We start from the raw sequence: 12,910 nt of genomic DNA on the forward strand, positions 1-12,910 counted from the left end.
CAGGGCCTGAGGCAGCGGCGCGATGGTCGACACGGGTGCCAGGGCCGGCGCAGGTGCTTCTACCAGCACTACCCTGGCCTGCTCAACCTGAACCTCTTCAACCGCAGCCACTACCGGAGCAACAACCGCCTCTGGCTTACGCGCATCCGGACCTGCTCTTCAAGCACTGCCGCCTGGAAATCGTCCAAAGTAGCTTCGACTTCGACCGCTTCAACAGGCGCTTGAACTTCAACCGGCAGGTCTCCGGTCGCGTCCATCAGCAGGCTGTCCAGGTAGGACTGCAACGCCAGTTGCGGACGTGACGTGATCTTGACCGGCCGATTCACTGACACACCTCCACCGTAGGAGCTGCCGCAGGCTGCGATCTTTTGACCTGGTTTTTGTCGAGGACGCCGCCAAGAAGGATCAAAAGATCGCAGCCTGCGGCAGCTCCTACGCAGGCAGGTTTCGATCTGCTGATCTGGTTTTTTCAAGGATACCGCCAGGCAAGATCAAAAGATCGCAGCCTGCGGCGGCTCCTGCGGGGATCGGGTTCATCTAGGCCACCTGCGGAACAAGTTGCTGCGCCAACAGATGCTTGAGCAGCGCGCGGTAAGCCAGTACGCCACGGCTCTTGCCGTCGAATTGCGAAGGCGTGACGCCGGCACGGCTGGCGTCGCGCAGACGGGTATCGACCGGGATATAACCCTGCCAGATCTCGTCGGGGAATTTGTCACGCAGCACACGCAAGGTATGCATAGATGCCTGCGTACGGCGATCGAACAGGGTCGGCACAATGCTGAACGGCAACGCTTGCTTGCGCGAGCGATTGATCATCGCCAGGGTGTTGACCATGCGTTCCAGACCTTTGACAGCCAGATGCTCGGTCTGCACCGGGATCACCAACTGCTGGCTCGCCGCGAGGGCGTTAACCATCAGCACCCCCAGCAGCGGCGGGCTGTCGATCACCGCGTAATCGAAGTCTTGCCACAACTGCGCCAGACTCTTGGCGATCACCAAGCCCAAACCACTCTGCCCCGGCGACTGACGCTCAAGGGTCGCCAGCGCAGTGCTCGATGGCAGCAGCGAGATGCTCTCATGGCTGGTGGGCAACAACAGTTGACCCGGCAACCCGGCGGGGACGCTGCCCTTGTGCAGAAACAGGTCGTAGTTGCTGTGTTCCAGACTGTCGGGGTCGTAGCCGAAATAACTGGTCATCGAGCCGTGCGGGTCGAGATCGACCACGACCACGCGCTTGCCCGCCTCGGCCAGCAATCCGGCTAAAGCGATGGAAGATGTGGTTTTACCGACACCACCCTTTTGATTGGCGACTGCCCAGACTCTCATTCGGTTCGTTCCTCCCGGCCGATATCCTCGACCGAGACATAGCTCAGCGTGTTAATGCGGGTGACGGAGAATTGACGGCACTCTCGCGTCCCGGCGTCTTGACCGGGGTCGGTGCAGTTTGTGTGCCAGCACGCTTCAACGCTGCGTCCGGTTGCGCATTGGCGGTTCCGGTGCCCGTAAGACTGCGGCGTACATCGAGATTTCGTGACACCACCAAGACTACGCGACGATTTTTCGCCCGGCCTTCAGCGGTGGCGTTGTTGGCCACTGGCTGGAATTCGCCATAGCCCACCGAGGCCAGGCGTCCAGGGTTAACGCCCTGCATCGCCAGCATGCGCACGATGCTCGCCGAACGCGCCGAGGACAGTTCCCAGTTGGTCGGGTACTGCGCGGTGCGGATCGGCTGATCGTCGGTGAAACCTTCGACGTGGATCGGGTTGTCGAACGGTTTGAGAATCGCCGCGACCTTGTCGATGATGTTGAAGGCGATGTCGCTCGGCATCGCATCGCCGCTGCCGAACAACAGGCTGGAATTGAGTTCGATCTCGACCCACAACTCGTTGCCGCGCACGGTCATCTGGTTGGAGCTGATCAGGTCGCCGAAGGCGGCACTGATATCATCGGCAATGCTTTGCAGAGGGTTGTCACCCGCCTGCGCGATGCCGGCGTCGACCTGCTCGCTGTCCTTGACCAGCGGCTTGGCCGGGGTCACGGTCTTCGGTCGCTCGTCGCCGATCGGGATCGGTTTGAGCGCGCGGTCGGAGTCTTTGAAAACGCCGACCAGCGCTTCGGAAATTTCCTTGTACTTGCCTTCGTTGATCGACGAAATCGAGTACATCACCACGAAGAACGCGAACAGCAATGTGATGAAGTCTGCGTAAGACACGAGCCAGCGCTCGTGATTGACGTGTTCTTCCTGGTGGCGACGACGAGCCATGAGGTCAGTCCCTTAATCCATGAAGCCTTGCAGCTTCAACTCGATGGAGCGTGGGTTTTCACCTTCGGCGATCGACAAAATACCTTCCAACAACATTTCGCGATAACGCGACTGTCGCAACGCGATTGACTTCAGCTTGGCGGCAACCGGCAACAGAATCAGGTTGGCACTGGCAACACCGTAGATGGTTGCCACAAACGCCACGGCAATGCCGCTACCCAGTTGGGTCGGGTCGGCGAGGTTGCCCATCACGTGGATCAGGCCCATTACCGCGCCGATGATGCCGATGGTTGGCGCGTAGCCACCCATGCTTTCAAAGACTTTGGCGGCTTCGATGTCGCGCGCTTCCTGAGTGTAGAAATCCACCTCGAGGATGCTGCGGATAGCCTCCGGCTCTGCACCGTCCACCAGGAGTTGCAAGCCCTTGCGCGAGTAGTTGTCGGGTTCGGCATCGGCCACTCCCTCCAGACCCAGCAGGCCTTCCTTGCGCGCGGTGAGACTCCAGTTGACCACGCGGTCGATGCCGCCAGCCAGATCCACACGCGGCGGAAAGAAGATCCAGGCAAGAATCTGCATCGCGCGTTTGAACGCGCTCATCGGCGATTGCAGCAGTGCGGCACCAATGGTGCCGCCCAGTACGATCAGCGCCGCCGGGCCGTTGGCCAGCGCACCGAGGTGACCACCTTCAAGGTAGTTGCCGCCGATGATGGCGACGAACGCCATGATGATCCCGATAAGGCTTAAAACATCCATCAGATACACGCCTCGACGATGTGCTTGCCGATATCGTCCAGGCTGTACACCGCATCCGCGAGGTCAGCTTTGACGATAGCCATCGGCATGCCGTAGATCACACAGCTGGCTTCATCCTGCGCCCACACGGCGCTGCCACCCTGCTTGAGCAGACGCGCACCTTCACGGCCGTCGGCGCCCATGCCGGTCAGTACCACCGCCAGAACTTTGTCGCCGTAGGACTTCGCGGCGGAACCAAAAGTGATGTCCACGCACGGCTTGTAGTTCAGACGTTCGTCGCCCGGCAGAATCTTCACCGCGCCACGGCCATCGATCATCATTTGCTTGCCACCCGGCGCCAGCAACGCCAGGCCCGGACGCAGGATGTCGCCATCCTCGGCTTCCTTGACGCTGATGCGGCAGAGCTTGTCGAGACGCTCAGCGAAGGCCTTGGTGAACGCCGCCGGCATGTGCTGGATCAGCACGATCGGCGCCGGGAAATTCCCCGGTAGTTGCGTCAGCACACGTTGCAGCGCGACAGGGCCGCCCGTCGACGTACCGATGGCAACCAGTTTGTAGGCCTTGCGTTTCGGTGCCGGCGACGACGGGGACGGGGCCGGCGCGCGCGAGGCAATCGGTGCCGGTGCCGGACGCGCAGGCGCACTGCTGCTGTAACTGCCAATGCTCGACGGAGCGGGCGCAGGTGCGGCTATGGGCGCGGATATGGGCGCGGCAACGGGGGCCGGTGCACTGTAGGCACTGGCACGCCGATTACTGCGCGAGATGCTATGGACCTTTTCGCACAGCAGTTGCTTGACCTTCTCCGGGTTACGCGAGATGTCTTCGAAATTCTTCGGCAGGAAATCCACTGCGCCCGCGTCCAGCGCATCGAGGGTTACCCGGGCGCCTTCGTGCGTCAGCGAGGAGAACATCAATACCGGGGTCGGGCAGCGCTGCATGATGTGCCGCACTGCCGTGATGCCATCCATCATCGGCATCTCGTAGTCCATGGTGATCACGTCCGGCTTGAGCGCCAGGGCCTGGTCGATCGCCTCTTTGCCGTTGGTCGCCGTGCCGACGACCTGGATGTTCGGATCCGCCGAAAGAATTTCCGAGACGCGGCGACGGAAAAACCCGAATCGTCCACTACCAGGACTTTGACTGCCATAAACACTCCATTAGGTGCAGCGGAACGTTGTCGCCCCGCTGCCCCGGATTCAAATACGCCGTGCGGCGTAACGCTTGAGCATGCTCGGAACATCGAGAATCAGTGCAATGCGGCCGTCACCGGTGATGGTGGCGCCGGACATGCCCGGAGTCCCCTGGAGCATTTTGCCCAATGGCTTGATGACCACTTCTTCCTGGCCGACCAGTTGATCGACGACGAAGCCGATCCGCTGAGTACCTACCGAAAGGATCACCACGTGGCCTTCACGCTGCTCTTCGTGAGCGGCGGAAGCGACTCAGCCAGCGCTTGAGGTAGAACAGTGGCAACGCCTTGTCGCGCACGATCACCACTTCCTGGCCGTCGACGACGTTGGTGGTCGACAGGTCGAGGTGGAAGATTTCGTTGACGTTGACCAACGGGAACGCAAACGCCTGATTGCCGAGCATGACCATCAGGGTTGGCATGATCGCGAGCGTCAGCGGCACCTTGATGACGATTTTCGAGCCCTGGCCCTTGGTCGAGTAGATGTTGATCGAACCGTTGAGCTGGGAAATCTTGGTCTTCACCACGTCCATGCCGACGCCACGGCCGGACACGTCGGAGATCTCGGTCTTGGTCGAGAAACCCGGGGCGAAAATCAGGTTGTAGCACTCGGTGTCGCTCAAGCGATCGGCTGCATCCTTGTCCATCACGCCGCGTTTTACCGCGATGGCGCGCAGGACGTTCGGGTCCATGCCTTTGCCGTCATCGGAAATCGACAGCAGGATGTGGTCGCCTTCCTGTTCGGCCGCCAGTACCACGCGACCGCCACGGGCCTTGCCCGACGCTTCGCGTTCTTCCGGCGACTCGATACCGTGGTCGACGGCGTTGCGCACCAAGTGGACCAGCGGGTCGGCCAGAGCCTCGACAAGGTTTTTGTCGAGGTCGGTTTCTTCGCCCACCAGTTCCAGGTTGATCTCTTTCTTGAGCTGACGCGCGAGGTCGCGAACCAGGCGCGGGAAGCGCCCGAAGACCTTCTTGATCGGCTGCATCCGCGTCTTCATCACCGCGGTTTGCAGGTCAGCCGTGACCACGTCGAGGTTCGACACGGCCTTTTGCATGGCTTCATCGCCGCTGTTGAGGCCTAGGCGCACCAGACGGTTACGCACCAGCACCAGTTCGCCGACCATGTTCATGATTTCGTCGAGGCGCGCGGTATCGACCCGCACGGTAGTCTCGGCTTCAGTGGCCGGCTTTTCCGCCGGCGGCGTGGCCGGTGCGCGAGCCGGGGCAGGCCTGGCGGCTTCGGCTTTTGGCTCAGGGGCTTTCGCCACCGGCTTGGCGCGCTGCGGCCTTGGCTACTGGCGCGGCTACAGCAGCGCTGGCAGCGACCGTAGCCGTGCCGACTTCGGAGAACTTGCCTTTACCGTGCAATTCGTCGAGCAGCGCTTCGAATTCGTGATCGGAGATCAGGTCGCTGCCCACTGCGGCGGCGACTGGTGCTGCCGCTACGGGCGCCGACGCAATCGCCGACTCCAGCGCTTCGACGGCGAAATTACCCTTGCCGTGGAGCTGATCGAGCAGTGCTTCGAATTCTTCGTCGGTGATGTCCGAGCTGTCGCCTGCGGCCTTGGGTGCAGCCGGTGCGGCAGGTGCCGCCGGGGCAACCACGGCGTCAATGGCGAACTGGCCTTTGCCGTGCAACTGATCGAGCAACGACTCGAACTCGGCATCGGTGATTTCATCGCTGGCCGCGCCATCGGCAGCCTGCGCAGGTGCAGCGGCTGCCGGGGCTTCAGCTTGCGCCTTGACGGCATTCAGCGAGTCCAGCAGTTGTTCAAATTCGTTATCGGTGATGTCGCCCGAATCGCCTTCGACGACCAGCTCTTCGATCATCTCGGCCACCGGCGATGCCGGGGCTTCGTCCGCCGATTGCGGTTCGGCCAGACGCGCCAGGGCGGCCAGCAGTTCCGGGGTAGCGGCGGTGATAGGCGCACGTTCACGGACTTCGCTGAACATGCTGTTCACCGCGTCCAGTGCTTCGAGGACAACGTCCATCAGTTCTGCATCAACGCGACGCTCACCCTTACGGAGGATGTCGAACACGTTTTCGGCGATGTGACAGCACTCCACCAGCTCATTGAGCTGAAGGAAGCCGGCGCCCCCTTTTACAGTGTGGAAACCGCGAAAAATTGCGTTGAGCAGATCTGCGTCATCCGGGCGGCTTTCCAGCTCGACCAGTTGCTCTGACAGTTGCTCAAGAATCTCGCCGGCCTCAACCAGGAAATCCTGAAGGATCTCTTCATCGGCGCCGAAGCTCATTAATGGGGTGCTCCTACAGGTCTAAAAACCCAAAAAACCTACAATTCCAAAACTCTAGAATCCAAGGCTGGATAACAAATCGTCCACATCGTCCTGACCGGACACAACGTCTTCTCGTTTATCGGCATGAATCTGCGGACCTTCACCCTGCGAGAGATGTTTTTGTGGATCTTTTTCTGCAAGCATCGCCGCACGGTCATGTTCGATGCCCGCAAAGCGGTCCACCTGACTGGCCATGAGCACAAGCTTGAGCAAATTGCTTTCGACTTCGGTGACCAGTTGGGTCACACGCTTGATCACCTGACCGGTCAGATCCTGGTAATCCTGGGCCAGCAGGATGTCGTTGAGATTGCTCGACACCGCACGGTTGTCCGTGCTGCTGCGCGACAGAAAACCGTCGACCCGGCGCGCCAGTTCGCGGAACTCTTCAGCCCCGACCTCGCGACGCATGAAGCGACCCCAATCAGCGCTCAAGGTCTGGGCTTCATCAGCCAGACTGTTGACCACCGGCGTGGCGCTTTCCACCAGATCCATGGTGCGGTTGGCCGCGGCCTCTGTCAGCTTGACCACATAGCCCAGGCGTTCGGTGGCGTCGGTGATTTGCGACACTTCCTCGGCCTGCGGCATGTTCGGATCGATCTGGAAGTTGACGATCGCACTGTGCAGTTCACGTGTGAGCTTGCCGACTTCCTGATACAGGCCGCGGTCACGGGTCTGATTGAGCTCATGGATCAGTTGCACAGCGTCGCCGAACCTGCCTTTTTCAAGGCTCTCGACCAGTTCGACCGCGTGTTTTTTCAGGGTCGACTCGAAATCGCCCTGTGAAGATTCGTTATGCTCCATAGCTCCCCCGCGCGTTCATCAGCCGATGCGTTCGAAAATCTTCTCGATTTTGTCTTTCAACGCCTGAGCCGTGAAAGGTTTGACTACGTAGCCGTTTACACCGGCCTGAGCGGCTTCAATGATCTGCTCGCGCTTGGCTTCAGCGGTCACCATCAGTACGGGCAGATGCTTGAGTTTTTCATCGGCACGCACGTGGCGCAGCAGGTCGATACCGGTCATGCCCGGCATGTTCCAGTCTGTTACCAGAAAGTCGATGCTTCCGCTGTTGAGCACCGGAATGGCGGTAGTGCCATCGTCGGCCTCGACGGTATTGGTGAACCCAAGATCCCGCAGCAGGTTCTTGATGATCCGCCGCATCGTTGAGAAGTCATCAACGATGAGGATTTTCATGTCTTTGTTCAATTCGACCTCCAAGCAGTCTTAAACGCGCCCAGCACCTGGACGCGCCACTTCAATCAATCGGCGCAGCACTCGAAGACTGTCTGGAGCACAACAGAGCAAGACCGGTGCCGTTCATCACCGCACCAGCCTCGTTCGCAGTGTCCCCACACTGCCTTCAGCGCGCTCGCCACTCCCCCAAACGCCCCCGCAAGCGGGCCGCGCACTGGCTGTGTAACTGGCTGACCCGCGATTCACTGACGCCAAGGACTTCACCGATCTCCTTGAGGTTCAGCTCTTCGTCGTAGTACAGCGCCAACACCAGTCGCTCACGCTCCGGCAAATTGGCAATCGCGTCCGCCAGCGCCGCCTGGAAGCGTTCATCTTCCAGATCGCGTGACGGCTCAAGATGAGCACTCGCGCCATCCTCGTGCAGCCCTTCGTGTTCGCCGTCCTGCAACAGGTCGTCGAAACTGAAGAGGCGGCTGCCCAAGGTGTCATTCAAAATCCCGTAGTAATCGTCGAGACTCAATTGGAGTTCGGCCGCAACCTCGTGATCTTTAGCATCACGGCCGGTTTTAGCTTCAATTGCACGAATCGCGTCACTGACCATACGGGTATTGCGGTGAACCGAGCGTGGCGCCCAGTCCCCTTTGCGCACTTCGTCGAGCATCGCGCCGCGGATTCGAATGCCCGCGTACGTTTCGAAACTGGCGCCTTTGCTGGCGTCATATTTGGTCGAGACTTCGAGCAGGCCGATCATCCCGGCCTGGATCAGGTCTTCGACCTGCACACTCGCCGGCAACCGTGCCAGCAAGTGATAGGCAATGCGTTTGACCAGCGGCGCGTAACGCTCGATCAGCTCGTACTGAGCGTCACGTGCCGACTTTTTGTAGTAATTCATACCGCTAGCGGTCATAGCACGGGCCCTGCCGTTTGCTGCACGAGACGCTCGACGAAAAACTCGAGATGGCCGCGCGGGTTGGCGGGCAGCGGCCAGGTGTCGACCTTTTGCGCAATCGCCTTGAACGCCAGCGCGCACTTGGAACGCGGGAAGGCTTCATACACCGCGCGCTGCTTCTGCACTGCCTTGCGCACGCTTTCGTCGTAAGGCACGGCGCCGACGTATTGTAGAGCGACGTCGAGGAAGCGATCCGTGACCTTGGTCAACTTGGCGAACAGGTTGCGACCTTCTTGCGGGCTCTGCGCCATGTTGGCGAGGACGCGGAAGCGGTTCATGCCGTAATCGCGGTTGAGCAATTTGATCAGCGCGTAGGCGTCGGTGATCGAAGTCGGCTCATCGCACACCACCAGCAACACTTCCTGGGCGGCGCGGACAAAACTGACTACCGAGTCACCAATACCCGCAGCGGTGTCGATCACCAGCACGTCGAGATTGTCGCCGATGTCGCTGAACGCCTGAATCAGGCCAGCGTGTTGCGCAGGGCTCAGGTGCACCATGCTCTGGGTGCCGGAAGCAGCCGGCACGATGCGAATCCCGCCGGGCCCCTGCAACAGGACGTCGCGCAGTTCGCAGCGGCCTTCAATGACGTCGGCCAGCGTGCGTTTAGGGGTTAACCCCAGCAGAACGTCGACGTTCGCCAGTCCCAGGTCGGCGTCCAGCAACATGACCCGACGGCCAAGCTCTGCCAGCGCCAGGGACAAGTTCACTGACACGTTAGTCTTGCCGACGCCACCTTTGCCGCCGGTCACCGCGATCACCTGTACGGGATGCATGCTGCCCATGTTATTTCTTTACCTTGTCTTGCATAGACGGAGGCCACATTACTGGCTGCGCGTTCACAACCTGAACAATGCATGGCAGACCATCGATGTAGGTACAAAAACTGTTCATGAATACCTCAGCCTACCTGCTTGGTCGGGCTGTGATAGATATCAGCGAACATGTCAGCCATGGCTTCTTCGCTGGGTTCTTCCTGCATTTGCACGCTGACGGCGCGGCTGACCAATTGATGACGGCGCGGCAGATGCAGATCATCCGGAATCCGTGGGCCATCGGTCAGGTACGCGACCGGCAATTCATGACTGATCGCCAGGCTCAACACTTCGCCAAGGCTGGCCGTTTCATCCAGTTTAGTCAGGATGCACCCGGCGAGCCCGCAACGCTTGTAACTGTGATAAGCGGCGGTTAGAACCTGTTTCTGGCTGGTGGTTGCCAGCACGAGATAATTTTTTGCACGGATGCCACGTCCGGCCAGACTTTCGAGCTGCATGCGCAGGGCCGGATCGCTGGCTTGCAGGCCGGCGGTATCGATCAGCACCACGCGCTTGCGCAGCAGTGGATCCAGCGCTTGCACCAGCGACTGGCCCGGATCGACATGGGTTACCGGCACATTGAGGATGCGGCCCAGAGTCTTGAGTTGTTCCTGCGCGCCGATGCGGAAGCTGTCCATGCTCACCAGCGCGACATTCTGCGCGCCGTACTTGAGCACGTAACGTGCCGCGAGCTTGGCCAGCGTGGTGGTCTTGCCCATGCCGGCAGGGCCGACCATGGCAATCACACCGCCCTCTTCCAGCGGCTCGACTTCCGGTACGGCAATCATCCGCGCCAGGTGCGCGAGCAGCATGCGCCAGGCCTGACGGGGTTCTTCGATATCGGTAATCATCGACAGCAAGTCGCGCGACAACGGCCCGGACAGACCGATGCGTTGCAGACGGCGATACAGATTGGCTTGCGCCGGACGGCTGCCTTGCAGCTGATTCCAGGCCAGGGTGCCGAGCTGAACTTCCATCAACTCGCGCAGGCTGTTCAATTCAAAACGCATCGAATCCAGTGCACGTGGATCCACGCCGCCGGAGGACTGCGCAGGCGCCGGAGCTGGACGCGCCGGGGCGGCGTAGGTCGGTTCGCTCAACGGTTCGGCGGCGGTCAGCGGCAGGCCAGCGAACAGCTGGCGATTGGTCGCCTTATCGCTCTCGGCTTCGCCGCGCAGGCTCAACTCGGCCTGGGCGGTAACGATGCGCGACTGCGTCTTGCGCAGTTCGTCTTCGAGTTCCATGTTCGGAACCCGTGGCGCCAGCGCCGACAATTTGTAATCCAGTGCCGCCGTCAACTCGACACCGCCGGCAATGCGGCGATTGCCAATGATGGCGGCATCAGCGCCCAGCTCATCACGAACCAGCTTCATGGCCTGACGCATATCGGCGGCAAAGAAACGCTTAACTTGCATAAACCACTACCTCAGCCGTTGGGCCCTACTGTCGCAACGATGGTCACTTGCTTGTTGTCCGGTATTTCCTGGTAGGCCAGCACGTGCAGTCCAGGGACTGCGAGGCGGCCAAAGCGCGAGAGCATCGCGCGCACCGGGCCTGCTACCAACAGGATCACCGGCTGACCTTGCATTTCCTGACGCTGCGCCGCTTCGATGAGCGAACGTTGCAGCTTCTCGGCCATGCTTGGCTCCAGCAGAACACCCTCTTCCGAGCCTTGTCCTGCCTTCTGCAGACTATTGAGCAATATTTGTTCCAACCTTGGCTCCAAGGTGATCACAGGCAGCTCGGACTCAGTGCCTACAATGCTTTGGACGATGGCGCGCGATACGCCGACCCGCACAGCGGCCACCAACGCGGCGGTATCTTGACTCTTGGCGGCGTTGTTGGCGATGGCTTCGGCAATGCTGCGAATGTCGCGTACCGGCACGTGTTCGGCCAGCAGCGCTTGCAGCACTTTGAGCAGTTGCGACAGCGAAACCACGCCCGGCACCAGCTCTTCCGCCAGTTTCGGCGAGCTTTTGGCCAGCAATTGCATGAGTTGCTGCACTTCTTCGTGGCCGATCAGCTCGCTGGAGTGCTTGTACAGAATCTGGTTTAAGTGCGTCGCTACCACGGTGCTGGCATCCACCACCGTGTAACCCAGCGACTGTGCCTGCGCGCGCTGGCTGATTTCGATCCACACCGCCTCCAGGCCGAAAGCCGGATCTTTGGCGTTGATACCGTTGAGCGTGCCGTAGACCTGGCCTGGGTTGATCGCCAGCTCGCGATCCGGGTAGATCTCGGCTTCGGCGAGGATCACGCCCATCAGGGTCAGGCGATAAGCGCTCGGCGCCAGATCGAGGTTGTCGCGGATGTGCACGGTTGGCATCAGGAAGCCCAGATCCTGCGAGAGCTTCTTGCGCACGCCCTTGATCCGCGCGAGCAACTGCCCACCCTGATTGCGGTCGACCAGCGGAATCAGGCGATAGCCCACTTCCAGGCCAATCATGTCGATCGGCGTCACGTCGTCCCAGCCCAGTTCCTTGGTTTCCTGGGCGCGGGCCGGCGACGGCAGCAGTTCCTGTTGGCGCTTGACCTCTTCCAGGGCCTGCACCTTGACGCCGTTCTGCTTCTTCCAGAACAGGTAGGCACCACCTGCCGCCAGCGCCGCCATGCTCAGGAAGGAAAAGTGCGGCATGCCGGGCACCAGCCCCATCACCGCCATCAAGCCGGCGGCCACGGCCAGGGCCTTGGGCGAGGCGAACATCTGGCGATTGATCTGTTTGCCCATGTCTTCCGAACCGGAAGCACGGGTCACCATGATTGCCGCTGCGGTGGACAACAGCAGTGATGGCAATTGCGCCACCAAACCGTCACCGATGGTCAGCAGCGCGTAAACCCGACCGGCGTCGCCGAAGCTCATGTTGTGCTGGAAGATACCGACGGCCATACCGCCGATAAGGTTGATGAACAGAATCAGCAGGCCGGCAATCGCATCACCACGGACGAATTTGCTGGCACCGTCCATCGAACCGTAGAACTCGGCCTCTTGGGCAACTTCGGAGCGACGCGCCTTGGCCTGGTTCTGGTCGATCAAACCGGCGTTGAGGTCGGCGTCGATCGCCATCTGCTTGCCGGGCATCGCATCGAGGGTGAAACGTGCGCTCACCTCGGAAATCCGTCCGGCACCCTTGGTCACCACGACGAAGTTGATGATCATCAGGATCGCGAACACCACGATACCGACCACGTAGTTGCCGCCGATCACCACCTCACCGAAGGCCTGGATCACCTTGCCCGCAGCGGCGTGACCGTCCTGGCCGTGGAGCATCACCACGCGTGTGGAGGCCACGTTCAACGCCAGCCGTAGCAGCGTCGCCACCACGCAGGATGGTGGGGAACACCGCAAAATCCAGCGGCCGCAGCGCGTAGACGCACACCAGCAGGACCACGATGGACAACGCAATGTTGAACGTGAAGAACACGTCCAGCAGGAACGGCGGCATCGGCAA

Annotated in this window: 8 protein-coding genes and 4 pseudogenes; all 12 read right to left on the reverse strand. The window is 60.7% G+C overall.

Going from position 1 to position 12,910, the window contains the following annotated elements:
* Positions 1-326: pseudogene (locus JFT80_RS21640) on the reverse strand (chemotaxis protein CheW); the annotation flags it as partial.
* Between the two features lie 211 nt (positions 327-537).
* Positions 538-1,326 (reverse strand): ParA family protein, encoded by a 789-nt coding sequence (locus JFT80_RS21645; RefSeq protein WP_201149315.1) that lies wholly within the window; start codon positions 1,324-1,326, stop codon positions 538-540.
* Positions 1,327-1,369: 43 nt separating this feature from the next.
* Positions 1,370-2,263 (reverse strand): flagellar motor protein MotD, encoded by an 894-nt coding sequence (motD, locus tag JFT80_RS21650; protein ID WP_201149317.1) that lies wholly within the window; start codon positions 2,261-2,263, stop codon positions 1,370-1,372.
* Positions 2,264-2,275: 12 nt separating this feature from the next.
* A complete protein-coding gene (locus tag JFT80_RS21655; RefSeq protein WP_008077689.1) occupies positions 2,276-3,016 on the reverse strand; it encodes a flagellar motor protein in 741 nt (246 codons plus the stop codon).
* Positions 3,016-4,163 (reverse strand): annotated as a pseudogene (locus JFT80_RS21660) (chemotaxis response regulator protein-glutamate methylesterase). Before JFT80_RS21660 ends, JFT80_RS21655 begins: the two are co-directional and overlap by 1 nt.
* A 49-nt stretch (positions 4,164-4,212) precedes the next feature.
* Positions 4,213-6,464, reverse strand: a pseudogene (locus JFT80_RS21665) (chemotaxis protein CheA).
* 54 nt (positions 6,465-6,518) lie between these two features.
* Positions 6,519-7,307: a protein phosphatase CheZ gene (locus JFT80_RS21670; protein ID WP_007920000.1), complete on the reverse strand. Its 789-nt coding sequence runs from the start codon at positions 7,305-7,307 to the stop codon at positions 6,519-6,521.
* A gap of 18 nt (positions 7,308-7,325) precedes the next feature.
* Complete coding sequence (locus tag JFT80_RS21675; protein ID WP_024012118.1) at positions 7,326-7,697, reverse strand: chemotaxis response regulator CheY; 372 nt, start codon at positions 7,695-7,697, stop codon at positions 7,326-7,328.
* Positions 7,698-7,863: 166 nt separating this feature from the next.
* On the reverse strand, positions 7,864-8,604 hold the full coding sequence (fliA, locus tag JFT80_RS21680; RefSeq protein ID WP_003222919.1) for an RNA polymerase sigma factor FliA: 741 nt from the start codon (positions 8,602-8,604) through the stop codon (positions 7,864-7,866).
* Positions 8,601-9,431 carry a flagellar synthesis regulator FleN gene (fleN, locus tag JFT80_RS21685; protein WP_003222917.1) on the reverse strand — a complete coding sequence of 277 codons (831 nt, stop codon included), beginning with the start codon at positions 9,429-9,431 and terminating at the stop codon, positions 8,601-8,603. The genes fliA and fleN overlap by 4 nt, the downstream gene beginning before the upstream one ends.
* Before the next feature lie 116 nt (positions 9,432-9,547).
* Entirely contained in the window at positions 9,548-10,876 is a 1,329-nt protein-coding gene (gene flhF, locus JFT80_RS21690; protein WP_201149319.1) for a flagellar biosynthesis protein FlhF, read from the reverse strand.
* Between the two features lie 11 nt (positions 10,877-10,887).
* A pseudogene (flhA, locus tag JFT80_RS21695) lies at positions 10,888-12,910 on the reverse strand (flagellar biosynthesis protein FlhA); the annotation flags it as partial.

The sequence above is a fragment of the Pseudomonas sp. TH10 genome, from assembly GCF_016651255.1.
In the GTDB taxonomy this organism is placed as follows: domain Bacteria; phylum Pseudomonadota; class Gammaproteobacteria; order Pseudomonadales; family Pseudomonadaceae; genus Aquipseudomonas.

Coding starts and splice junctions, on each gene's coding strand:
- flhF (WP_201149319.1), bottom strand. CDS start 10,876: ATGCAAGTTAAGCGTTTCTTTGCCGCCGATATGCGTCAGGCCATGAAG.
- JFT80_RS21645 (WP_201149315.1), bottom strand. CDS start 1,326: ATGAGAGTCTGGGCAGTCGCCAATCAAAAGGGTGGTGTCGGTAAAACC.
- motD (WP_201149317.1), bottom strand. CDS start 2,263: ATGGCTCGTCGTCGCCACCAGGAAGAACACGTCAATCACGAGCGCTGG.
- JFT80_RS21670 (WP_007920000.1), bottom strand. CDS start 7,307: ATGGAGCATAACGAATCTTCACAGGGCGATTTCGAGTCGACCCTGAAA.
- JFT80_RS21655 (WP_008077689.1), bottom strand. CDS start 3,016: ATGGATGTTTTAAGCCTTATCGGGATCATCATGGCGTTCGTCGCCATC.
- fliA (WP_003222919.1), bottom strand. CDS start 8,604: ATGACCGCTAGCGGTATGAATTACTACAAAAAGTCGGCACGTGACGCT.
- fleN (WP_003222917.1), bottom strand. CDS start 9,431: ATGGGCAGCATGCATCCCGTACAGGTGATCGCGGTGACCGGCGGCAAA.
- JFT80_RS21675 (WP_024012118.1), bottom strand. CDS start 7,697: ATGAAAATCCTCATCGTTGATGACTTCTCAACGATGCGGCGGATCATC.